Below are 22,532 nucleotides of genomic sequence, written 5' to 3'. Positions count from 1 at the left end.
CTCTTTCGAGCGTTATGGTTAGCCGCGATTATTCGCGGGTATAAATAACTTCCACGTCGTAATCGTCATCATCATCGTCATCCTGATCCAGCTCACGCTGCTGACGACGACGCTCGTGCAGATACTCGATATGCTCACGCGCTTCGGCCTCAACCTGTGCACGCTCTGCCTGTAACTGCTCGGCAAATTCTTCATCTTCCTGGGCACGTAACCGACGCTGCTCAATGTATTCCATGATGTCGCAGCTGATTTTAAACGTACCCTCGCGGTTAATCGCGGCAATACGGTATACCGGCCCCTGCCACTGCAGGCGGTCGATAACGTCCTGACAACGCGCCTCGCGTTCTTCTTCCGGCACCAGATCCAGCTTATTCAGCACCAGCCAGCGGTCACGCTGCGCCAGTCCCGGCGAAAACTGCTCCAGCTCGTTGCTGATGGCCTGTACGTTTTCCGCAGGATCGGAGTCATCGAAGGGTGCCATGTCGACGATATGCAGCAATAAGTGAGTACGCACCAGATGCTTGAGGAAACGCGTCCCCAGACCGGCACCATCAGAGGCGCCAGGAATCAGACCCGGAATATCCGCCACCACAAAGCTACGGTGCGCTTCGACCGATACCACACCCAGATTCGGCACCAGCGTGGTAAACGGATAATCCGCCACCTTTGGCTTGGCTGCAGAAACGGCACGGATAAAGGTCGATTTACCGGCATTCGGCAAACCCAGCAGACCTACGTCAGCGAGCACTTTCAGCTCCAGCTTGAGGTTGCGTGATTCGCCCGGCTGACCCGGCTTGGTTTGGGTCGGCGCCTGGTTGGTACTGGATTTGTAACGGGTATTGCCCAGACCATGGAAGCCGCCACGGGAAACCATCAGCAGCTGACCATGTTCGGTCAGGTCACCCAGCGTTTCACCGGTGTCTTCATCAATAGCCGTCGTTCCGACCGGAACTTTCAGATAGAGGTCAGCACCTTTATAACCGGTACAGTTACGGCTGGAACCGTTCTTACCGTTTTCGGCCTGATAATGGCGTGTGTAACGGTAATCGATCAGGGTGTTCATGGCATCATCGGCTTCCAGAAAAACCGAACCACCATCACCGCCGTCACCACCGTCCGGGCCACCTTTAGGGATGAACTTTTCGCGACGGAAGCTCATACAGCCATTGCCGCCCTTGCCCGCCTGAACGGTAATTCGCGCCTCGTCGACGAATTTCATGCCTTATATCCTCTTGAATGCAAACAAAAACGCCCTGACTTCAAAGTGAACTTTGCAGCCAGGGCGCTCGGGTAAGTCGTGCAGCGATTAAGCGGCTGGAACGATACTTACAAACTTACGGTTTTCCGGACCTTTTACCTCGAAGGTAACAACGCCGTCTGCAGTAGCAAACAGAGTGTGGTCACGGCCAACTTTAACATTGGTACCAGCGTGGAAACGGGTGCCACGCTGACGAACGATGATGCTGCCTGCTTTTGCAGCCTGGCCACCAAACAGTTTGACACCAAGGCGTTTACTCTCGGAATCACGACCGTTACGGGTAGAACCACCAGCCTTTTTGTGAGCCATTGCTTTTCTCCTGTTTTGGGGTCACTGCAACACTGCGGATGCGGCGGTTTGGCAAACCGGCACGGACCCCGGACTTAATTCAGATAATTAGCCAGCGATGCTGGTGATTTTCAGTTCAGTGAACCACTGACGGTGGCCCATTTGCTTCATGTGGTGCTTACGACGCTTGAACTTCAGGATCTTCACTTTCTTGTGACGACCGTGAGCAACGACCTCAGCAGTCACTTTAGCGCCTGCAACAACAGGAGCACCGATCTTAACGTCATCGCCGTTACCGATCAGCAAAACTTTTTCCAGAGCAACGGATTCGCCGGTAGCGATTTCCAGTTTCTCAACTTTCAGGGTCTGGCCTTCTTCAACACGGTACTGTTTACCGCCAGTTACTACTACAGCGTACATACTGTAATCTCCACATGAGCCCATAAACGGGCACTTACTTGGCTGCTACTTTCACGACCTGCTTCTACTGGCAACGCTCTGGTTTCCATATGGCAGGGAGCAGAATTTCGGGGCGCGAGACTATACCCCAGCTTATCCACACGCGCAAGTCACAATTCTATTGGGCGGTAAGCCTGCCATCCGGCTGACATCAGCAGCGAAAACTCCCGGCCAGCGGCGACGGCAATTACAGGCCAAAAAGTAAAAATATGCTGAAAAGCCGGTTTCAGGCGGCCAAAAACTGACTTTTTCACCCGCTATCGTTGTCAGCCCTTCCAGTACATCGCTACACTGCACGCCTTCAGCCGCTCCGGTTCTGCCTGCAAGCTCCGCCGGAGTCGAGCGCCGTTTTTTATAAGGCCCTTAATTCATGCAGATACAAGATATTCTCGCTGTCGTCAGCGACGAATTTCAGGCGGTGGATCGCCTGATCCATACCCAACTGGCATCGCGCGTTCCCCTGGTTGAAAAGATCGCCGACTACATTGTCAGCAGCGGCGGCAAACGCATTCGCCCGCTACTGGTACTGATGACCGCCAAAGCATTCGGCCAGTGCAACGAGCAAGCGGTTAAGCTGGCCACCGTGATTGAGTTTCTGCACACCGCCACCCTGCTGCACGATGACGTGGTCGATACCTCGGACATGCGCCGCGGCAACCCGACCGCCAATGCCAAATGGGGCAACGCTCCCAGCGTACTGGTCGGTGACTTCCTGTACAGCCGTGCCTTTACCATGATGGTTGAACTGGGTTCACTGCCAACGATGAACATCCTGTCGAATGCCACCTGCGTGATCGCTGAAGGTGAGGTTCTGCAGCTCACCAACGTAAAGAACCCGGACACCAGCGAAGCCCAGTATATGGATGTTATCCATGGCAAAACGGCGATGCTGTTTGAAGCCTCAACCCATGCAGCCGCCGCTCTGCTGCAATGCACTCCCGAGCAAAGCCGGGCCATGCAGGAGTATGGTAAGGAACTGGGCATGGCCTTCCAGCTGATTGATGACGTGCTGGATTACGAAGGCGACGCCGAAGCCATGGGTAAAAACGTCGGCGACGATCTGGCCGAAGGCAAACCAACCCTGCCGCTGATTCACGCCATGGCTCATGGTAACGAACAACAGCGCAGCCTGATCCGCTCGGCGATCCGCAAAGGCGGCCTTGACGATATGGCCGACGTACTGAATGCCGTACGCGAACTGGGCTCGCTGGAATACACCCGTCAGAAAGCCTACGACTGTGCTGACCGCGCCCAGGCGCATCTGCAACTTTTACCGGATTCAGAGGCCAAAGAGGCCCTGCGTGCGCTGGCGTTACTGGCGGTGAAGCGTAATACCTGACAGACGGACAATGACCCGGAGGTTATCTGTGGCGAAGTGGTTACTCTTGTGTATTTCTCTGTTCTGGCTGCCGGCGCAGGCCGGCTTGCTGGACAGCCTGACCGGTAACGACGAGCCGGACTTTCTGCCGGTCGAACAGGCATTTCCGCTGACCACGCTGGTCGATAATGGCCAGCTGCACGCCAGCTGGCACTCCGCCGATGGCTATTACCTCTACAAGCACCGCATCTTTATCCAGCAGGGTGAGCTGAAGGCCGACCCGGTGTACTACTCGCATCCGGGTAAAGAGAAAGAAGACGAAGCCTTTGGTCTGGTCACTGCATTTTATGGTGAGCTGGATACCCGCTTTGACCTGAGCCGGTTTCAACCCGGCGAACTGGTATTGCACCACCAGGGCTGTGCCGACGCCGGCCTGTGCTATCCGCCGCAGCGCTCTCGCCTGACCATTACTCAGGCCGATATTCAGGCTGCACAAAACACAACGGCCAATGCCAACTCCGATACGACGTCAGGCAACAGTGTCGCAGACAGCTGGTTCAGCAACCGCTCCTGGGGCGCCGTTGTCGGTTTGTTCTTTCTGCTGGGCCTCGGCCTGACCTTTACCCCCTGCGTGCTGCCGATGGTGCCCATCCTGACCACGGTTGTTCTGGGTCAGAAGAATACCTCCGCCAGCCGTGGCTTTATGCTGTCATCCATCTACGTGCTCGGTATGGCGCTGACCTATGCCGCCGCCGGTCTCACCGTAGGCCTGCTGGGTGCCGGAGCCAATATTCAGGCCTGGATGCAGACACCCTGGGTACTGATTCTGTTTGCCGTTCTCTTTGTGCTGCTGGCACTGGCCATGTTTGGCCTGTATGAGCTGCAACTGCCTTCTGGCCTGCGTAATCGTCTGAACCAGCTGAATCAGAACCAGAAAGGCGGTCAGTGGCTGAGCGTCTTTATCATGGGGGTTCTTTCCGCTCTGGTGGTATCCCCTTGTGTATCTGCACCGCTGGCGGGCGCGCTGGTTTATCTGAGCACCACCGGCGACGCCGTTTTGGGCGGCAGCGCATTACTGGCGCTTGGCCTCGGTATGGGCGCACCACTGATTGTGCTCGGCACCACCGGCGCTTCGTTCCTGCCTAAGGCCGGCGGCTGGATGAACCAGATCAAGGCATTCTTTGGCATTCTGCTGCTGGGCGTTGCCATCTGGCTGCTGAGCCGTATCCTGCCCGAGAGTATCAGCCTGCTGCTGTGGGCACTGCTGGCACTGTTTTACGGCATCAGTCTGGGTGCACTGGAACCGGCCGCCAGCGGCATTCAGCGGCTGGTTAAAGGTCTGGCCTGGGTGTTTTTACTCTACGGCATCATCGCCTTTGTTGGCGTACTGCAGGGCAACAGCAACCCGCTGCAACCACTGAGCGGCGGTCTGGTTGCGGCTAACACTAACAGCACAACAGCGCACAGCTCAGCCTTCTACCGCAGCGATTCCGTTACCGATATTGAGCGCCGGATTGCTGCCAGCCAGCAACCGGTGATGCTCGATCTGTACGCCGACTGGTGCATCAGCTGCAAAGTGATGGAAGAAGAAATCTTTGCCGAGCCCGATGTGCAGCGGATGATGAAGAACGTCCTCTGGCTGCAGCTCGATGTCACCGATAACAGCGCCGAGCAGATTGCCTTTATGCAGAAGCACGCGATCTTCGGCCCGCCAACCATTCTGTTTTTCAATCAGCAGCAGGAAATGCAATCCGCCCGTATTGTCGGAGAGCTGGACAAAGCGGCCTTCCTGCAGAAGGTTCAGGCCGCCGGTCTTACTCAACCCTGACTCAAAAAAAGCAGAGCTCTTCACCGTCCTGCGGAATATGTAAGCGTTCCAGAATACCTGCCCGACGTGCTGCCAGTGTCAGTGACTGGCGTGTCACCGGGCAGTGATCCAGAGCCTCCAGATGGTTTGCCACCACCACTCCCTGACTGAGGCGTGCGGCTTCCAGCGCTTCTTCCTGTCCCATGATGATATCGCCACCGATATCAAACCGTGCCCCTCCTGCCGGAATCACCGAAACCTGCGGCTGCTGCTCCGTCAGACAACGTTTCACTTCAGCTGTCAGCAGTGTATCACCTGCTATATACAGACTTGGCTCCTGCGGATAGCGAATCAGGTAACCAAAGCCATGGGCCATCATGCTGCCCACAATCCCGCGGCCGTGCACGCAGGGAACCGGCGTAATTTCGCCTTCCAGAAAAGACTGTGTTCCGCTTTGCAGCGGCTGAACGTTCAGCCCCTTACTGCGCAGAAAATCAGCATCTCCAGTCATACAGAATACTGGTATACCGCGCTCACGCAGCCAGCGGCTGCCAGCCCGGTCAAGATGATCAAAATGCCCCTTCTGGCAGTGGGTAATCAGACAATGGGTCACTTCATTCAACCAGGCATGGCTGTCATCCGGAAGCTCAACCAATGGGTTACGCCGACGGCTGAAGGTTGCATATTTCAGCGCAGGGATAGCCCCTTTGGGAGCCAGCATGGGGTCCACCAGAATGCGTTTGTCGCCCAGCTCAACAATCATGGTGGCATTACGGATCTGTCGTATTTTCATAGCGTTCTCCTCTCTTATTAAGGGCATTGTAGAGAGGGCCTGCACGCGCTAGCATGGCAAAAATCGACATAAAACAGACATTTTTAAGCAGATGAACATTGGATTACTGCTCTACCCTGATTGTATCCCTGCCGGCCTGTTCGCCTTTGCCGACCTGCTGACTGCCTGCAATCTGCGCCTCGGCAAGCGGCAATTCCGTATAACCTGGCTGAGTGAACCCGGCGGTGCATTGCCGGTCGCCAATGGTCAGACGCTCGACACTCTGGCACTGGCTGCAAACCCACCGGATGCCCTGCTTATCCCCGGTGCCTGGCGTGATCGTCATCAGGTCATACAGGCAAGTGACCAGGCGCTGGTTAATACCCTGCAGCGGCTGCCGGACAACACACAATTATGGAGCTACTGTACCGGCGTTTGTCTGCTTGCCAGCAGCGGACGTCTGGATCAGCACAACGCCACAACAACCTGGTGGCTGAAAGATACAGTCAGTCAGGCTTTTCCACAGGTTCACTGGAGCCTGCAGCACAGCTGCCTGTTTGACGAGCATCTGGCAACGGCCTCGGGAGTTAACGGCTATCTGCCCATCGCGCTGAAGCTGATCAGCCGCTACTGCGGTGCTGCTCTCGCCGAAGAGATCCGTCGCTATATGGTGCTGCCGCGACCGAATGAACAGAACAACCCTTTTCAGCAACTTCCCCTGTTACTGCAACAAAGCGAGTTGTTACGCCGCATTATCCAGTGGGTGGAGCAAACTCCGGCACAACAGGTACAAACCTCTGCGCTGGCCGACCATCTGCACCTCACCCCGGCCACACTGGCACGCAGGGTTAAGCAGGAAAGCACAATGACCTGTGCGCAGTTGCTGCGGTTGATCAAACTGAATCAGGTCAGTGATCAGTTACAGACCAGCAACCGCAGCATCAGCGAAATCAGTCATATGCTGGGGTTTGTTGATGACAGCAGCCTGCGCCGCAGCTTTCGCCAGCTGACCGGCCTGACGCCAGGCGAGTATCGTCGGCAATTCGGCTGAGCCCTTGAAACTTCATTACCGAAGACGCATATAGATGGCATGTTTTCGCGGAGATTCCATCATGCATTACACCTGCCCATCCTGTGCGGCCATTAACCGCATCCCTGAAGATCAGCAACAAAAGCTGCAGGCCCAGTGCGGGCGCTGCAAACAGCCCTTATTCAACGGTCGTCCGGTGGAGCTGAACGACAGCAATTTCCAGCGTTTTCTGCTGAAAAATGATCTGCCGGTTGTGGTGGACTTCTGGGCCAGCTGGTGCGGCCCGTGTCAGATGATGGCGCCGGTATTTACCCAGCTGTGCGGACAAATGCAACAACAGATGCGCTTTGCCAAGGTCAACACCGAACAGGCGCAGCAAACCAGCGCGCAACTCGGCATCCGCAGTATTCCGACGCTGATTGTTTATCATCAGGGAAAAGAAATTGACCGTCTGGCCGGAGCCCTACCGGCACCGCAGCTGCAACAGTGGTTGCAGGCGGCGCTGAGTAAAATTCACTGATCTCAGACAGAGTCTCTGTCAGGCAGGCGCTTTCCGGCAATATCAGCCAGCGCCTGCAGCACCGGCTGCAGCGGGCCGGTGACATCTGCGCAGTTACGATACAGGCGCTCCAGCTGACCCATATGATTACGCACCAGCTGCGTCAGATGCTGCTCCTGATCCGGATCGAGATTCAGCAACAGCAGCTCTTCTGACAACTCCAGCTCCAGCTCCTGCACGGTTTCACGCGCACTGTTTAACCCCTGATCCTGACGCTGCTGCAAATGCTGCAGGGCATATTCCACATCGTCCAGTGCATTCAGCAGCGTCTGCTGCTGATGCAGTTTGTGCTCAGTCGCCAGCGACTGCAGCCTTGCATGTACACTGCTCATAAGAACGCACAGGTGATCTTTTATCCGGCCATAGCGTGCCTCTTCCTGCCAGGGCACGTTCTTGATCAGCACGGATGCATTACCAAAGTTCACTATCATGCGTTTTTCCAGCTCGATAATACGCGCGCCTTCGCGGCAGCTCAGCAACAGCTCCGCTTCCAATGGCCGCACCTGCTCAGCATGCGAGACAAAACAGAACTCCGGCCCCGTCCAGCAAGCCAAAACAGCATTCAGGCCAAAGTTTTTCAGGCTGGCAATCAGCACAGAGGCCAGCTGCTGGCGGTTTTTACAGCCCATAACCTGTTCGATAAAGCGACTGATCTCCCCCTGCTCCGCCGAGTGAGTCATGGCTTCAAACGCCGCCTGGCGGGCATAATCGGCCGATGATTGCAGAATTTCCCGCTGCTCTTTACTGAGCAGAGCGCGTTCAACCTTGGCGCGCATCTCGTCAATATTAAAAGGTTTGCTGATAAAATCGTCAGCCCCGGCAGCATACCCCTGCAGACGCTGGTCAAGATCACTCTGACCGGAGACAAACAGAATCGGCGTATGGCGTGTTGCTTCACGGGCACGCAACAGACGACAGATTTCATAGCCATCACGGCCCGGCATCTGAATATCCAGCAGAATACAGTCCGTCTCCGGACGCAGACCATTCAGAAACCCTTCCGGATCGGTAAAGGACTGAACATCGTAGTTATCCAGCGCGCGCTCAAGCAACCTGACCATGCTGATCTCATCATCCAGCAGCGCAACGTTGTTACAACTCATATCCCTCTCCCTGAAATAATTAACGATTTGATCTGCATCAACTATAGCAAAGCCCCTGCAAACGACAGGGATTCGCCTGATCTGTATCAAGACGCTTTCTGCCAGAGCAGGCAATCTGAAAGCATCTGCAAAAGGAGGCCTGATAATGACAATTGAACACCACGACCTGCACAGCGAATTTCCGGACATGGGCGACCAGATCCGTTCCCTGAAAATGAAAGACCGTCACTTTGCCCGTCTGTTTGACGAGTACCATGAAGTTGACCGCGAAGTACGTAAAATCGAAGAAGCCGTTGAAGCGGCCTCCGATGAGCGCCTGGAAGGCCTGAAAATGCGCCGTCTGCATCTGAAGGACGACTTGTATGCGATGCTGAAAAGCGCCTGAACATTTCTGCCAGACACAAAAAAGCCCGGATTTTCCGGGCTTTTTTGTAGATAACGCATCACTTATCAGAAGTTTTTGCGTACACCGATAACGAAATTCAGATCGGAATCATCTTTATCGTTATTGTCGCCATAAGGGGTGTCATCGCTGATAAAGTCAGCAGCGATAAACAGATCAATCTTATGGAATTCGGGGAAATCACGGGCCACTTCAACGCGGGCAGTCAGCGCTTTATCATCAGCGTCATCCACCATCCACATACCAACGGCTACGTCCAGGTACAGACGCTGAGGCAGGTGTTTTTCGAAGGTGACTTCCGGATACCAGTACTGAGCCTTTACGCCACGGTGCATATTGACAGATAGACCTTTAGCCGGGCTGGTACCCAGTTTGAATTCGGTTTCTTCACGACCCACATCGAACAGGGTGTTGTAAGTACGCACGCCCATATCGAGGTTAAAACCATCGAACTGGTTGTTGTAGCCGAAATACACGTCCATCTCGACCGGCAGACCTTCGGCGCCGTCTGGCTTATCAACATTGGAGAACCAGGCACCGGCATAGGCATTACCGTTTTTAACATCTGCACCACCCTGCAAGGCCGGACCATCATCAGTCTGGCTCAGGCCACGGAACAGGTAGTTTGAGACAAAAGCGGCGTTATACGTCACAGTGGCGGCGGATGCCGCAGACGAGAGTGCCAAAAAAGCCGGAATGGCCAGCAATGTAGTGCGTTTCATGGGGTTCCCTCAGTGAATTAAACAGGAACCCCTTGTCTACCACAGAGCGATTACAGAATCATCGCCCAGCGTTTCACAATCCAATAACGTTCACAGAAAGAGCCGCTACAGAATCACGGCCCACAGCATTTTACAATCCGCCAACGTTTTCCCCCTGCGCCTGCAGATCCGCATGGTAAGACGAGCGCACCAGCGGGCCGCTGGTCACACGCAGGAAACCCAGACTCTTGGCGATATCCCCCAGTTCTTTAAACTCTTCCGGTGTAGCAAAACGCTTAACCGGTGAGTGATTTTTGCTCGGCTGCAGATATTGCCCCAGCGTGATGTGATCAATGTTATGCGCGCGCATATCCTTCATCACTTCAATCACTTCTTCATTGGTTTCGCCCAGGCCCAGCATCAGACCGGATTTAGTCACCACCTCAGGGCGGCGGGCCTTATATTCTTTCAGCAGCGTCAGAGACCACTGGTAATCAGAACCCGGACGGCATTCTTTGTACAAACGCGGCACGGTTTCCAGATTGTGGTTAAACACATCCGGTGGCGTTTCGCTGAGAATATCGAGGGCAATTTCCATACGGCCACGGAAGTCCGGTACCAGGGTTTCAACCTGAATCGCAGGGCTGTGCTCGCGGGTCAGGCGGATACAATCAGCAAAATGCTGGGCGCCGCCATCACGCAGATCGTCACGGTCTACCGAGGTTATCACCACGTATTTCAGGCCCATATCGGCAATGGCGGTAGCCAGATTGATCGGCTCATCCACATCAAGCGGATTCGGCCGGCCATGGCCCACATCGCAGAACGGACAACGGCGGGTACAGATATCGCCCATGATCATGAACGTTGCCGTACCGCCACCAAAACACTCACCGATGTTCGGGCAGCTGGCCTCTTCACACACGGTGTGCAGCTTGTGCTTGCGCAGCTTCTGTTTGATGTCGTTAATCTTCGGTGAGGCCGGAATACGCACGCGGATCCAGTCGGGTTTACGCGGCAACTCTTCGGTAGGGATGACTTTGATCGGGATACGGGCGACCTTTTCTGCACCACGTAATTTTTCTCCCTGAACCACTTTCGCCTTATCTGTCATATCACGCTCCGGGCGCTTCGCTGCCGGCACTCAATTCAGCCAGCAACTGTTGTTGTAAGGAAGCAATCACCGCTTCAGTGCTCAGCGGCAGATCGGTTTCATTGCGCATCTGCGTCATCTGCATGCCGGCATAGCCGCAGGGATTGATACGCTGAAAGGGCTCCAGATCCATATCGATATTCAGAGCCAGGCCATGAAAGGAGCGGCCATTTTTAATACGCAGCCCGAGTGAGGCAATCTTGCGCTCACCGACATAAACACCCGGCGCATCTTCGCGCGGAGCAGAATCAATCTGCCACTCGCTGAGAGTGGCCACGATCGCACGCTCAATTGCCGACACCAGTGCCCGCGGTCCCCAGCCAAGGCGTTTGATATCCACCATCAGATAGACCACCAGCTGACCCGGCCCATGATAGGTAACCTGCCCGCCACGGTCACTCTGCACCACCGGGATATCGCCCGGCATCAGTACATGTTCGGCCTTACCCGCCTGCCCCTGGGTAAACACCCGCTCATGCTGCAGAAACCAGAGCTCGTCAGCTGTCTGCTCGTCGCGCGCGGCGGTAAAGGCCAGCATATCGTCATACACGCGGGTGTATTCCTGCAGGCCCAGCTCACGCACAAGCACAGCCGTCATCAGATCACCATATGGATATAGTCATGGGCCAGCAGGTCTTTATGCAAAGCCTGCAGCTGTTCGATCCCTGTGGCCGTGATATATACGGTCAGGGCACGGAAACGGCCATTGGAACTGTTGCGGATCTGAATGCGTTCAACATCGCATTCAGGCGCATGAATACGCACAATCTCCAGTACAACCTCGACATAGTCATCCTTACCATGACCGAGAATTTTTACCGGATAGTTAGCGCAGGGGAATTCAATTTTTGGAGCTTCAGGCTGACTCACGTTTATGGCCTCTCTGTACATCAGAGCCTTATATGGTTGTAACCCATACGAAATTCAAGCGCCATCGGACTTTGGCCAAAGACGCCACATTATTCAGCAGCCAGAAACACAAAAGCCAGCCTGAGCCAAACCCAGACTGGCACGTATCGGCCGCGTTCAATCAGGCAAACAGGCGGGCAAAGAACAGCTTGATACTGCCCCACAGACGACCGAAGAAACCAGCTTCTTCAACATCAGACAGCGCAATTAACGGGCGCTCAGCCTGTACTTCACCTTCCATGCTGACGGTCAGGGTACCAACCACCTGGCCTTTAACGATGGGGGCTTCAAGAAATTCATCGGTCAGGATATTCACTTCCAGCTCGCCTTTCATGCCGCGCGGCAGGGTCAGGTAAAGCTCTTTTTCCAGACCAATATCAGCGGTTTCGGTTTTACCCAGCCACACCGGATTGGTTTGCAGTACCTCTTCAGCGTTATAGACCTTACGGGTTTCGTAATAACGGAAACCGTAAGCCAGTAATTTCTGGGTTTCACGGGCACGGGCTTCTTCGCTGCGGGTTCCCATAACAACGGCAATCAGACGGGTGTTATCACGTACAGCAGAAGCCGCCAGACAGAAACCGGCCTCATCGGTATGACCGGTTTTCAGGCCGTCTACGGAAGGGTCACGCCACAACAGCTTGTTGCGGTTTGGCTGACGGATGTCGTTGTATTCGTAATATTTTTCGGCGTACAGCTTGTAATAATGCGGATGGTCTTTAACGATATGCAACGCCAGCTTGGCTATATCGCCAGCGGTAGATAAATGCCCCTCAGCCGGCCAGCCGGTTGCATTTTCAAAGTGGGTATTGGTCATACCAAAACGTTCAGCGTACTGATTCATCCAGCCGGCAAAGGCTTCTTCCGAACCGGCAAAGTATTCGGCCACCGCAACGGATGCATCGTTACCTGACTGCACGATAATGCCACGCAGCAGATCAATCAGCGCAACTTCGGTACCTTCGCGCACAAACATTTTTGAGCCGCCTTTACGCCAGGCTTTAACACTGATCGGCACCTGAGTCTGCTCAGTGACATTGCCCAGTTCCAGCTCATGCACAGCAATATAGCTGGTCATCATTTTAGTCAGACTGGCCGGCGGTAAACGTTCATCAGCGTTATGTTCAACCAGAATACGGCCACTATCGGCATCCATCAGCACATAGGCACTGGCATCCAGATCCGGCGCTTTAGGCACGATTACTTCTGCCTGCACGGCAGAAGCAGTGATGGCAGAAATCATTACAGAAACTATCAATAGCAAATAACGCATAACAAATATTTAACCGTTGGGTAAACACGGGCGCGCATTGTAACACGCTGAACATTTTTTGCAGGGGGCAGAAAGAGTAACGACTGCTCCTGCTCCCTCCAATGTTCGTTTGCCCCTGTCGGGTGAATTAGCCGGGCCGCTGCCCGACCATGAGTGACCGTAAAAACCGGTGTTTGGTTCCATCGCCACAGACGAAAAAACGATATAAAAAAACCCGGCAAAAAAACCGGGTTTTTATCTTCAGCGCGTAAGTTTAATCCCCTGCCTGACGCACCAGAGAGACTTCACGCGTTGGGTGCAAAGTCACAAACGGAGCGTTGTCAGCTACAGCCTGATAGCTGTGACGCAGACGGAACGACTTATCCAGACGGCGCAGACACAGTGTCAGGCGTACCGTCAACCAACGGTAATCCGCTTTATCCTGAGTATGAACAACCACCGATGCATCGTTATCCAGAATGGCTTTACAGACCGGCTGCAGACTATCGGCGATATCACGGTCACGGCTGGCAATCTGCTCGGCTGAAACCGGATAGCTGGCCATAGGCGCGGTATCTTCTTTCGCTTCACTCCACAACTCAGAAACTTCATTACTGCCGGCGCTGGCTTTTACCACAGGCTTAGGCGCTACGGGTTTAGCCACGGCGACAACAGGAGCAGCTTTAGCCGCTGGTTTGGCATCAGCTTTAGATTTAGCAGTGTTGGCCTTTTCTGCATCAGCCAGACGTTTTGCAGCGGCTGCTTTTTCGGCTTTTTCCGCTTCAGCACGACGCTGACGTTCCTCTTCCTGACGACGAAGACGCTCCTGCTCGGCTTTCTTCTTGTCCGCCGCAGCCTGACGTTTTTCTTCTTCCGCCTTACGCTTACGCTCGGCTTCTACCTTGGCTTTTTCTTTTTCTGCAGCTTCGGCCAGTTGTTTCTGACGCGCCAGCTCTTCTTTGCTCGGGCCTTTTTCTTCAGCACGGGCAACCACGTTCGGCGCACCTTTATAAAGCTTATCCAGTTTATCCTGGCTTTCTTCCAGCCCCGGAGTCAGTGCTGCTACCAGCCAGACTTTATCCAGATACCCCTGAGCCTTATCGTACTCTTTGGCTGCGATGGCTTTGTTTGCCAGCGCCACATAGGCTTCGCCCCACTGATAGGCCAGTGGCACAACACGGAAATCATAGGGAGCCTGCTCACGGAAAGCGTCGATACGCTCCAGCGCGTTATTGCCCGCCGGGCTGGATAAACGCTGTGCAGCAATATCGGCTTTGATGCTGCTCAGCAGCTGATCCAGGTTCTGGGTAGCGGCCTGGGAATTCATGGCCAGCAGTAGAGCAGTTACGGTAATCAGTCGTTTCATAATGAGCAGCTTTATTTTGTTATCGTTTTGTCGGGCATAAGCGGAGCCTGTTCATACTGATTAAACAGGCCTGTTATCGACTAAAAATATCTCAGGCAAGGCGCTGAGAGTGTGGCCTAACAGGTTAAGCGAGCGAACAGCAACGCGGCATGAGTAATTTTTAGCCATAACCCTTCGGGCTGAGGCCGGTTTCCCCCATAAACCTCGTCGTTCGTCATTCATTTAGCCTGCTAATATCAGTCCTCTCTCCTTGTTCTGAGGAAAACTGGCTCTCAGCAGGCCTGATTCAATTAGTGTGAACAGGCCCGAGGCTGGTAAGATGCAAAGAATCGCCCTCTGATGTCAAGTTCCATCTGTCATTCACCTGTAATACGCGGAGAAAAAACCATGTGGCTACGCCTCGGTTCACTGTTATTTGCCGTTCCCGGCATTATTTTGCTGACACTGTACGGAATCGAAATGTCGGCCGTGACTGAATGCAGCCAAAGCGGTGGCTTTTACGACTTCATCAATGCCCGCTGTGCCGATCAGCCGCAACCACAGAGCAGTTACTATCAGCGCCACAGCACACTGGTCAATCTGATGATGCTGTTGTCTGTGCTTGGCACTTTTGCCATGGTCTGGGGCATGCTGTTAAAAGGCATGACCCGCCCACAGCAACCATCCTGACAGTCCTTTTATCCGGCGCCCGATATCAGTGTCAGGCGCCGCAACACTTCTTGTATTTTTTCTCGCTGCCACAAGGGCAAAGGTCGTTACGCCCCGGCTGCAGCGGCTGAAAATCAGCCTTACCATCCACATAACGCCAATGGCCATCGGCCGCTAAAGCAAAAGCAGAAACCTCGCTCAGGCAGAACCAGTCTTTGCCTTCACAAAAACGCGCACTGAAACTGACCGTCGCCCTGTCGCCATCCTGCTGTGAATCATGCACCGTTAAGCCAAACCAGCGGGTATCGTTATCCAGCGGTAATTCTGCCGGGCGGGTGCGGCTGTCCCAGCTTTCGAGCAGATACTCCTGCAAGCCAAAGACAAAGGCGGTGTAACGCGAGCGCATCAGGGCTTCGGCGGTTGCAGCAGGCTGTCCCTGATGCAACGGCTGACAACAGTCACCATACAGACGGCCACTGCCACAGGGGCACAGAGCTTCTGCCTGACCGCTCATTGCAGACGCCCGCTGTCACCCTGACGCGCCAGCGACAACAGCTGACCAATCGCCTGCGCCAGCGATTCACTGCGCTGCGGAGAACGGAAGACTTCCATAAAGCGCTCGCGCATACCCGGCAACGCCAGCAGGTCGGCAACCAGTGCATTAAAGGCACTGATGCCCTGTTCGTTAACCGCCAGACATTCGAGATAAGCCAGCAGCAGTCCGCCCTGCAGATCACGCCAACAACGGCTGCCCAGCGCGGCCAGCAACTCGACCGAACGGCTGTGCGGATGTTGCAGCAGCAACTGCAGCAACAGCACGCGCTGATCGGCATTAACACTGTGCGATAAGGCACGGGCAAAGGCTGCCAGATCGGCCACCTCAGCACCGCCTGCCACCACCTGTGACAGACTGTCGTTAATCGCAGAGGTCAGCGCCTGACCCGGTGCGGCATTTTCAAGGAAGCCCAGCACCACGTTGCGCGGCACCGCCGGTAAATGCGGCAGTGCATTACAGAGCAGGGTTTCATTCTGCTCTTCCGCCAGGCGTGCAACCACTTCCGCCAGCCCCTGCAGGCCGAGCTGCTGCCAGTTATCCCAGCCGATATCACCGCTCAGGTAAGCGCGGGCGGTCGCGTAGTATTGGGTCGTCCCCTGCCCCAGCGCCTGCAGCGCCAGTGCATGAAAGTAAGCCATACGATTAGCATCTGGTTTGTAGCTGCAGGGCGCATCGCCGTGCTTCTGATCCGGATACTGGGCAACCCGCAGCCAGTGTTGCAGGAAGGCATCACGCGGACCTGGCTGCAGAATGTTCTGCTCATCCAGCGGCAATTTCACAAACCAGATATTGTGCTGCCCCGGCTCATCGGGATTCCAGCTGAGAATGCCCAGCCAGGCATGTTTCAGATAGGGTACCGGATAGGGTTTCTGCATCTGTTCAAAGGCTTTGAAATCCGCCAGAGGCATTTCTTCGATGCGTCGCCCAAGATCAAATACGCGCATCTGCGCGCCGCTTTTGGCTACCAGTTCAGCAATGGTCACAACTTCGCTCCACAACAATGGGCTGATGGCGATCAGCCCACAGAAAATTCAACGGCGGGCAGTTTACCAGTTTTTGCCCGGCAGCCGGGTATATCCGCGCTAATTCCGATAAACTGACGTTTTACCCCGCATAGCCTCAGGGCCACAGGAGTTGTTATGGGTCTTATTTTCGCCATTATGGCAGGCATGATTATTGGTGGTGCCGTGGTGGCATACCGGCTGAGTAAACGCTGGCAGCAGCAGGTAAAAGATGCCGAAAAAAGTCTGCAGGAGATTGCCGACCAGCATCAGCAGGAAGTGGCCGCTGCGCGCGAACTGAAACAGAAAGTCGCCGACCTGCAGTTTCAGCTTAATGAGGCACGTAACGAAGTACGGGCATTACAGGATAAGCAGTAAGACCTGTTATCAGCGGTCTTTCCGGCGCCGCAATACGCGACTGAGCAGCAGCGCGACCAGCGTTGCCAGTCCCAACCCCAGCAATAATTGCCAGGGTTGCAGCACGGTCAGGGCTGCCTGACCAAACCAGTAAACCGGCAGCAGATAAAACGCCGCCCAGGCCGCCGAAGACCAGCTGTTTACCCACCAGAAGTCGCGCACCGGCATCCCGCACACTCCGGCCATGGCCGGAACCAGAGGGCGCAACGGGCCGATAAAACGCCCGAGCGCAATGCTCCACACACCGTAACGGGCGAAAAAGTGCTCAGCCGAGGGCAGCCAGTCAGGGTGACGGCGGAAGATATTCCAGTGCGCCAGCCGCGGTCCATACCAGCGACCAATATGAAAACTCAGACCGTCACCACAGAATGCCCCCGCCGCTCCGGCAAGCCACCACCATGCAACGGGCAGTCCCTGCTCCGCCGCCAGAATGGTTAACGCCACCAGCAGTGCCACACCAGGAATAAATAACCCAACCACCAGCAGCGACTCAGCCAGCGCCAGAACAAATACCGCCGGCAACAGCAGCCAGACATGTTGCTCAACAATGTCGGTGAAACCTGCAAAAAAACCGGATAGTGCCGACTCCATCACAACCGCCCGGGCTGTTGCCGGTTGACCACGCGTGGACGCAGCAGGGTATTCCCCTGTATTCTCGTGTGCGTACACAACAACAATAAAAGACAGCTCATGACCTCTTCCACTTCCGCCACCGATACGTCCCGCATCAGCATCAGCGCTCACTATACCGGCTACATCTGGTACAAGCACGGCCTCTCCGCCCCCGGGTTTATTACCGGTATGGGACGTGTCGCCAACGCTGCACTCAGCCCGGTTAATGCCTTTTTACGTCTGGTGGCCGGTGCTGATATCGATACATTTTTACTGCAGCGGCACTCTGTTATTGATCATCAGGTCGAGCGCCTGATTGAAGAAGAAGGTGTGGAGCAGATTGTTGAAATTGCTGCCGGTCTATCGCCGCGCGGTTACCGCTTTAAACAAAAATATCCGCAGCTGACTTATATCGAAGCCGATCTTCCCGGCATGGCCAACCGCAAACAGGCACTATTGGCGGCCATTGGCCAGGCCAGTGGCCACAGCGTCCGGGCCTGCAATATTCTGCAGCAAAGCGGTGATGACTCTATTGCCGCCTTGCTGGCCAGTCTTGATCCGGCGAAAAAAACCGCCATCGTTACCGAAGGGCTGGTGAATTATTTTGATCTGACCACCATCCGCAGTGTCTGGGCACGAATGGCGGAAGGTCTGAAAGGATTTTCCGGCGGATTTTATGTCACCGATTTATACCCGGATTTTGCCGATCATCCGTCATACCGCTACGTAAAATTCGCGCAGAAACTGGTGGGATTTTTTACCCGCGGCCAATGGCCGCTGCACTATCCATCGGATGCCGCGATTAAAGAAGGTTTTCAACAGGATGGTTTTAACGAGGTACGGGTACACGACCCGGCGGAATTTTACGGCAAGCTGAACCTGCCACAATCAAAAACAAAAACGCTGGTGCGGATTATCCGCGCCAGCGTTTAAGTCACAGGCAACAACCGTATTGAAACCCTGTTAATCGGCAAACGCCGCCAGTTGCAGACTGGCGCGTTTCTGTTTCTTAAGTTTTGCCGATAAACGTTTTTCCAGATCTTTACTGTCTTCCCCACTCTGCAGACCCACCGCTGATGCGCTGATGGAAATCTCCGCAAAGGGTTTCCACGCCTGTTGCTGTAATGTGCGCTTAACCCTCTCCATCAGCACAATGGCGCCATCTTCCGGACAGTTCGGCAGCGCCAGTACAAACAAATCATCGGCCAGACGGAATATTTCATCTCCGGCACGGATCTGGCGCTGAGTGCGTTCTACAAAGCGCGGCAGAAACTGCGACATCACCCGGTTGCCGTGAATATCAATCAGCTGACGGTAATCATCAATCACCAGTCCAATCAGGCTAACACTGTGACGGGTCGATTCACTGCGGGCAATCTCGCGGGTCAGGGCATGAAAAAAGTGTCTGCGGTTATAGGCGCCAGAAGTCTGATCGGTCAGCGCCAGACGTTTCAGCGACCAGCCTTTTAACAGCGTTAAATAGGCAAAACACCAGGCAGAGCCGAGCAGCAATGAATAATTGGTGCCGGTACGCAGCGCCAGCATAAAACCATGATCAAGCCACAGCAGCAACGTCATCAGAACCGCGACCACCACATTAAATACGGTGGCCGGATACAGCGGCAGACAAAAATAACTGAACAGCGGTAAGGCATATAAATAATGCGTCATCAGCTGCGGGTACTGCGGCAACTGATACAGCGCCAGTCCGGCCAGGGTAAAAATCAGCGGATAATTGACCCAGGAGAAGCTGTCACGGTCGCGGTTGATATAAATAAAAATGGCGCTGAATACAAACGCCGGGATGGCTATAGCGTTACTCAGCACCAACGGGTACAACCCCTGCCGGTACTGGTCGTACATCAGAATGCCAATGGCGACCGATGCCAGTAAATACACCACGGCCTGAAGTCTTGGCAGCAATTCGTCCTGTGATAAGTCAGCCAGCATGTAATGTCTCCATAACCCGGCGGATCAGACTGTGAGCATCGTCATCCGGTTGATAGGCCTCCACATGCACCGGCAGTTCTTTCAGTGCGGCAAATTTTTTATCGGCCATACAGCCCAGCAGCTGGGCTTTCAGCTCTTCAGAATCCTGCGGATCACTGTGCGGCATAACAATCACAAAATCATCGGTATTCAGGCGGTAACAGGCATCGTATTTTCGCAGACACTTGCGCAGTTTGTTGCCGAGATAACTCAGGCGCTGTTCATAGTCTTCCACTTTCAGACTGTGCCAGGCCTCTGGTGTTGCCACCGCCATTAACATCAGGCTGCTGCGCTGACGGTCCGCACGGGTCATTTCTTTATTCAGATCCAGATACAACTGATGTTCGTTATAGACCTGCGTCAGAGGATCGGTATTCACAATCTCGGTCAGGGCACGGTTATTACGTTCGTTAATCAGTGCATACATCACCGAGAAGGTGTAACAGGCAGCGTAGGTAAACAGCATCTGCAAACGGCTGTAATTATCAAAGTCTTCCAGTACCAGTAATACCAGCACCGCGCTGTACGCGAGGGTAATGTAACTTGCCAGACGGAAGGGAAACAAAAAGTAGGTGTACACCGGCACAAAATAAATCCAGTGCGCGACCTGTGCACTCTGATGCATACCAAACAGGGTAAACACCGATAACAGCCCCACCAGAACCCACTCCGGGTACGGCGAAGAACGCTGCTTACGGCGCAGTAGCAGGTAACCGGCATAAATCACCAGCGCCAGCGAAAAACCGGCGGCAATCATGGCGAACTGTTTTTTATCTTCGAGCAGATCCAGGGCGGCAATAATGCTCAACCCCAAAGCCGCAAGCAGGCAATAAAGGACTTTAACCTGCAGCACGACCAGGCTGTGAAACTGCGTTTTTTCCATAACCGAGAGAATCCGTAGCTGAAATTACTGCACCGCAGAGGCTGCGGACGCTTTCATTGTAGTTGTTGGTGTATACTAGCGCACTTTCTCCCGCTACAGACTGTTCAGGTGTGATCGATGGATGTAATCGAATACATGCAGACCCTGGGTCAGAATGCCCGCCAGGCCTCCCGTGCCATGGCCCGTGCGTCGACTCAGGACAAAAATAAGGCGCTACTGGCCATTGCCGACGCCATTACCGCCCAGCGCGATGCCATCAAGGCCGCCAACCAGCGTGATATGCAGCGCGGCCGCGACAATGGCCTTGAGGCTGCCCTGCTCGATCGTCTGGAACTGACCGACGAGCGTATCGATACCATGATCGAAGGCCTGCATCAGGTCGCCACACTGGCCGATCCGGTCGGCGAAATCACCGATCTGAAATACCGTCCAAGCGGCATTCAGGTGGGCAAGATGCGCGTGCCCCTGGGCGTTATCGGCATCATTTATGAAAGCCGTCCGAACGTCACCATTGAGGCCGCCAGCCTGTGCCTGAAATCCGGCAACGCCGCCATTCTGCGTGGTGGTTCCGAAGCCATTGAAGCCAACCGCACACTGGCCGCCATTATCAGCGCCGGACTGGAAGAAGCCGGCCTGCCGGCCAGTGCCGTGCAGGTGGTGGAAACCACCGACCGTGCCGCAGTCGGCGCGTTAATCACCATGCCGGAGTACGTGGACGTGATCGTACCGCGCGGTGGCAAAGGCCTGATTGAGCGTATCAGCCGTGACGCCAAGGTGATTGTGATCAAGCATCTGGATGGTATCTGCCATGTGTATATCGACGAATTCGCCGATAAAACCAAGGCCATCAATATCGCCATCAACGCCAAGACACACCGCTACGGCACCTGTAACACCATGGAAACCCTGCTGGTGCATCAGGCCGTGGCCGCCGATATCCTGCCGGAGCTGGCCGAAGCCTATGAAGCCCTTGGCGTGGAGCTGCGTGGCTGTGAGCGTACCCGTGAATTGCTGACCGATATTAATGCCGCGACGGAAGAAGACTGGCATACCGAATATCTGGCGCCGGTACTGGCGGTGAAAATCGTCGACGATATGGACAGCGCCATCGACCATATCAACCACTATGGCTCACACCATACCGACACCATCGTCAGCGAAAACTACACGCTGGCACGGCGCTTCCTGACCGAAGTCGACTCCAGCTCGGTGATGGTCAACGCCTCAACCCGCTTTGCCGATGGTTTTGAGTACGGCCTGGGCGCCGAAATCGGTATCTCGACCGATAAAATCCATGCCCGCGGCCCGGTCGGTCTCGACGGTCTGACCTCACAAAAGTACGTAGTGCTGGGTAATGGCGAAGTCCGTAAATAATCCGCCCGCCACGCAGCCAACCGCCGGGCAATCGTCCGGCAGCCGCCGCAAACGCTGGGCACTGCTGGGCGGTACCTTTGACCCGGTTCATATCGGTCATCTGCGTATCGCCGTGCAATTGCGCGATCTCGGCTTCGAAAAAGTCCTGCTGATTCCCAACCGCATTCCGCCACACCGGCCCCAGCCACAGGCCAGCGCTGAACAGCGTCTGGCAATGCTGCTGCTGGCATGCCGCAATCTGGATGGGATTGAACCGAGCAACATCGAGCTTGAGCGTGATGACCTGAGCTACAGCGCCATCACCGTCGCGGCCCTGCGCGCTGCTTATCCGGACGTCGGTTTTACCTGGGTCATGGGACAGGATGCCTGGCAGGGGTTCGAACACTGGCATCAGCCGCAGTCACTGCTGGATGAAGCCAATCTGCTGGTCATCAGCCGTCCCGGATTGCGCAATGTCAGCCACTGGCAGGAACAACAATTAGAGCAACGTGAGTGCTCACTGACCGATTTACTGGCCGCTGAAGCCGGTCATATCTGTCTTCATCACTGGCCGGAGCTGGATATATCCGCCTCCGACTTGCGCCGGGCTATCAAGCAGGGCGACAATGTGACCTTTCTGACACCGGACGCGGTGCTGGATTACATAACCCAACAACAACTCTATCGATAGAACT

Annotated in this window: 26 protein-coding genes; 10 read left to right on the top strand and 16 right to left on the bottom strand. The window is 54.9% G+C overall.

The annotated features are described in order from the left end of the window. Positions 1-28 precede the first annotated feature (28 nt). The 3 genes from cgtA to rplU form a co-directional block, all read right to left on the bottom strand. Positions 29-1,219, bottom strand: a complete 1,191-nt coding sequence (gene cgtA / locus HUF18_RS10925; RefSeq protein WP_225692213.1) for an Obg family GTPase CgtA — start codon at positions 1,217-1,219, stop codon at positions 29-31. Between the two features lie 87 nt (positions 1,220-1,306). Then, on the bottom strand, positions 1,307-1,567 hold the full coding sequence (gene rpmA / locus HUF18_RS10920; protein ID WP_145469726.1) for a 50S ribosomal protein L27: 261 nt from the start codon (positions 1,565-1,567) through the stop codon (positions 1,307-1,309). 87 nt (positions 1,568-1,654) lie between these two features. Further along, positions 1,655-1,966, bottom strand: a complete 312-nt coding sequence (rplU, locus tag HUF18_RS10915) for a 50S ribosomal protein L21 (RefSeq protein ID WP_145469727.1) — start codon at positions 1,964-1,966, stop codon at positions 1,655-1,657. 409 nt (positions 1,967-2,375) lie between these two features. Between rplU and ispB the strand changes: the two genes are divergently transcribed. Together ispB and dsbD are read left to right on the top strand one after the other, a co-directional pair. Continuing rightward, positions 2,376-3,344, top strand: coding sequence for an octaprenyl diphosphate synthase (gene ispB / locus HUF18_RS10910; RefSeq protein WP_225692212.1), 969 nt, complete (start codon positions 2,376-2,378; stop codon positions 3,342-3,344). Positions 3,345-3,372: 28 nt separating this feature from the next. Then, positions 3,373-5,151, top strand: coding sequence for a protein-disulfide reductase DsbD (gene dsbD, locus HUF18_RS10905; RefSeq protein WP_225692211.1), 1,779 nt, complete (start codon positions 3,373-3,375; stop codon positions 5,149-5,151). Position 5,152: 1 nt separating this feature from the next. Here the strand turns inward: dsbD and HUF18_RS10900 are convergent, their stop codons facing one another. Beyond that, the gene (locus tag HUF18_RS10900) at positions 5,153-5,923 is read right to left on the bottom strand and encodes an MBL fold metallo-hydrolase (protein WP_225692210.1); all 771 of its coding nucleotides are present in this window, start codon (positions 5,921-5,923) and stop codon (positions 5,153-5,155) included. 91 nt (positions 5,924-6,014) lie between these two features. Between HUF18_RS10900 and HUF18_RS10895 the strand changes: the two genes are divergently transcribed. Beyond that, positions 6,015-6,953, top strand: a complete 939-nt coding sequence (locus tag HUF18_RS10895) for a GlxA family transcriptional regulator (RefSeq protein ID WP_225692209.1) — start codon at positions 6,015-6,017, stop codon at positions 6,951-6,953. 61 nt (positions 6,954-7,014) lie between these two features. Further along, positions 7,015-7,452, top strand: a complete 438-nt coding sequence (trxC, locus tag HUF18_RS10890; RefSeq protein WP_225692208.1) for a thioredoxin TrxC — start codon at positions 7,015-7,017, stop codon at positions 7,450-7,452. 2 nt (positions 7,453-7,454) lie between these two features. Here the strand turns inward: trxC and HUF18_RS10885 are convergent, their stop codons facing one another. Further along, entirely contained in the window at positions 7,455-8,594 is a 1,140-nt protein-coding gene (locus HUF18_RS10885; RefSeq protein WP_225692207.1) for a response regulator, read from the bottom strand. Positions 8,595-8,739: 145 nt separating this feature from the next. On the opposite strand from HUF18_RS10885, the gene HUF18_RS10880 reads away from it, so the two are divergent. Beyond that, positions 8,740-8,979: a YdcH family protein gene (locus HUF18_RS10880; RefSeq protein ID WP_145469734.1), complete on the top strand. Its 240-nt coding sequence runs from the start codon at positions 8,740-8,742 to the stop codon at positions 8,977-8,979. A 65-nt stretch (positions 8,980-9,044) separates the two neighbouring features. On the opposite strand, the gene HUF18_RS10875 is transcribed toward HUF18_RS10880, so the two are convergent. The 6 genes from HUF18_RS10875 to HUF18_RS10850 all read right to left on the bottom strand — a co-directional run bounded on the left by HUF18_RS10875 (position 9,045) and on the right by HUF18_RS10850 (position 14,378). Beyond that, positions 9,045-9,719, bottom strand: a complete 675-nt coding sequence (locus HUF18_RS10875; RefSeq protein WP_145469735.1) for a TorF family putative porin — start codon at positions 9,717-9,719, stop codon at positions 9,045-9,047. A 130-nt stretch (positions 9,720-9,849) separates the two neighbouring features. Next, a complete protein-coding gene (gene lipA, locus HUF18_RS10870; RefSeq protein WP_225692206.1) occupies positions 9,850-10,812 on the bottom strand; it encodes a lipoyl synthase in 963 nt (320 codons plus the stop codon). 1 nt (position 10,813) lies between these two features. Further along, a complete protein-coding gene (lipB, locus tag HUF18_RS10865; RefSeq protein ID WP_225692205.1) occupies positions 10,814-11,449 on the bottom strand; it encodes a lipoyl(octanoyl) transferase LipB in 636 nt (211 codons plus the stop codon). Then, positions 11,449-11,721 carry a YbeD family protein gene (locus tag HUF18_RS10860; RefSeq protein WP_225692204.1) on the bottom strand — a complete coding sequence of 91 codons (273 nt, stop codon included), beginning with the start codon at positions 11,719-11,721 and terminating at the stop codon, positions 11,449-11,451. The genes lipB and HUF18_RS10860 overlap by 1 nt, the downstream gene beginning before the upstream one ends. 160 nt (positions 11,722-11,881) lie before the next feature. Then, entirely contained in the window at positions 11,882-13,003 is a 1,122-nt protein-coding gene (locus tag HUF18_RS10855; protein WP_225692203.1) for a D-alanyl-D-alanine carboxypeptidase family protein, read from the bottom strand. A 283-nt stretch (positions 13,004-13,286) separates the two neighbouring features. Continuing rightward, on the bottom strand, positions 13,287-14,378 hold the full coding sequence (locus HUF18_RS10850; RefSeq protein WP_145469739.1) for a hypothetical protein: 1,092 nt from the start codon (positions 14,376-14,378) through the stop codon (positions 13,287-13,289). Positions 14,379-14,765: 387 nt separating this feature from the next. On the opposite strand from HUF18_RS10850, the gene HUF18_RS10845 reads away from it, so the two are divergent. Next, positions 14,766-15,047 (top strand): hypothetical protein, encoded by a 282-nt coding sequence (locus HUF18_RS10845; RefSeq protein WP_145469740.1) that lies wholly within the window; start codon positions 14,766-14,768, stop codon positions 15,045-15,047. Between the two features lie 31 nt (positions 15,048-15,078). Here the strand turns inward: HUF18_RS10845 and HUF18_RS10840 are convergent, their stop codons facing one another. Beyond that, complete coding sequence (locus HUF18_RS10840) at positions 15,079-15,540, bottom strand: YchJ family protein (RefSeq protein WP_225692202.1); 462 nt, start codon at positions 15,538-15,540, stop codon at positions 15,079-15,081. Further along, on the bottom strand, positions 15,537-16,565 hold the full coding sequence (locus HUF18_RS10835) for a DUF3549 family protein (protein ID WP_225692201.1): 1,029 nt from the start codon (positions 16,563-16,565) through the stop codon (positions 15,537-15,539). Before HUF18_RS10835 ends, HUF18_RS10840 begins: the two co-directional genes overlap by 4 nt. A gap of 156 nt (positions 16,566-16,721) precedes the next feature. Between HUF18_RS10835 and HUF18_RS10830 the strand changes: the two genes are divergently transcribed. Then, complete coding sequence (locus tag HUF18_RS10830; protein WP_225692200.1) at positions 16,722-16,961, top strand: hypothetical protein; 240 nt, start codon at positions 16,722-16,724, stop codon at positions 16,959-16,961. Between the two features lie 9 nt (positions 16,962-16,970). Here the strand turns inward: HUF18_RS10830 and HUF18_RS10825 are convergent, their stop codons facing one another. Beyond that, on the bottom strand, positions 16,971-17,591 hold the full coding sequence (locus HUF18_RS10825; RefSeq protein ID WP_225692199.1) for a DedA family protein: 621 nt from the start codon (positions 17,589-17,591) through the stop codon (positions 16,971-16,973). Between the two features lie 99 nt (positions 17,592-17,690). On the opposite strand from HUF18_RS10825, the gene HUF18_RS10820 reads away from it, so the two are divergent. Further along, on the top strand, positions 17,691-18,545 hold the full coding sequence (locus HUF18_RS10820; protein WP_225692198.1) for a class I SAM-dependent methyltransferase: 855 nt from the start codon (positions 17,691-17,693) through the stop codon (positions 18,543-18,545). Positions 18,546-18,575: 30 nt separating this feature from the next. Here the strand turns inward: HUF18_RS10820 and HUF18_RS10815 are convergent, their stop codons facing one another. Together HUF18_RS10815 and HUF18_RS10810 are read right to left on the bottom strand one after the other, a co-directional pair. Next, positions 18,576-19,562 carry a GGDEF domain-containing protein gene (locus HUF18_RS10815; RefSeq protein WP_225692197.1) on the bottom strand — a complete coding sequence of 329 codons (987 nt, stop codon included), beginning with the start codon at positions 19,560-19,562 and terminating at the stop codon, positions 18,576-18,578. Continuing rightward, positions 19,552-20,484, bottom strand: coding sequence for a GGDEF domain-containing protein (locus tag HUF18_RS10810; protein ID WP_145469747.1), 933 nt, complete (start codon positions 20,482-20,484; stop codon positions 19,552-19,554). Before HUF18_RS10810 ends, HUF18_RS10815 begins: the two co-directional genes overlap by 11 nt. Before the next feature lie 117 nt (positions 20,485-20,601). On the opposite strand from HUF18_RS10810, the gene HUF18_RS10805 reads away from it, so the two are divergent. Together HUF18_RS10805 and nadD are read left to right on the top strand one after the other, a co-directional pair. After that, a complete protein-coding gene (locus tag HUF18_RS10805; protein ID WP_145469748.1) occupies positions 20,602-21,858 on the top strand; it encodes a glutamate-5-semialdehyde dehydrogenase in 1,257 nt (418 codons plus the stop codon). After that, complete coding sequence (gene nadD, locus HUF18_RS10800) at positions 21,839-22,528, top strand: nicotinate-nucleotide adenylyltransferase (RefSeq protein WP_225692196.1); 690 nt, start codon at positions 21,839-21,841, stop codon at positions 22,526-22,528. Before HUF18_RS10805 ends, nadD begins: the two co-directional genes overlap by 20 nt. Positions 22,529-22,532: the final 4 nt, after the last annotated feature.

It is taken from the genome of Thalassolituus sp. ST750PaO-4 (assembly GCF_020320405.1).
Classification (GTDB): domain Bacteria; phylum Pseudomonadota; class Gammaproteobacteria; order Pseudomonadales; family Oceanobacteraceae; genus Venatoribacter; species Venatoribacter alkanivorans.
The sequence above is the reverse complement of the archived record's forward strand: the minus strand, read 5'-3'. Positions and strand labels throughout refer to the sequence as shown.